The sequence below is a fragment of the Chitinophaga agrisoli genome (genome assembly GCF_008386695.1).
GTDB lineage: Bacteria > Bacteroidota > Bacteroidia > Chitinophagales > Chitinophagaceae > Chitinophaga > Chitinophaga agrisoli.
In genome coordinates, this window is sequence record NZ_VUOC01000176.1 from 1 (window position 1) to 238 (window position 238).

A 238-nucleotide genomic window follows, 5' to 3' on the forward strand; every position below is an offset into this window, starting at 1 on the left:
GGCCACTACAGGTGATGGTAAATGAATGGCAATCATCTGAAGCAGAGCTTCACCAGCAGGCAACCAAGAGCGCATCACAACCTTCAGCAAAGCTTTGCCATCTTTGTCAGAATCCTCATGCTTGATTGTGACTCCAATCTTCTTAAGGAGATCATCAATCTCCTCTTTCTTAAATTTCATGATGGCATCGAACACCTTGTAGATAGGATCCAAAACGTACATGCAAAATGAACGTTTG

The 238-nt window shown here is 42.9% G+C and carries 1 protein-coding gene; it reads right to left on the bottom strand.

Annotated features, from left to right (window positions below; translation table 11 throughout):
- The coding region (locus tag F0L74_RS34860; RefSeq protein ID WP_149842265.1) for a hypothetical protein at positions 1–222 on the bottom strand (222 nt) is incomplete at its 3' end.
- Positions 223–238: the final 16 nt, after the last annotated feature.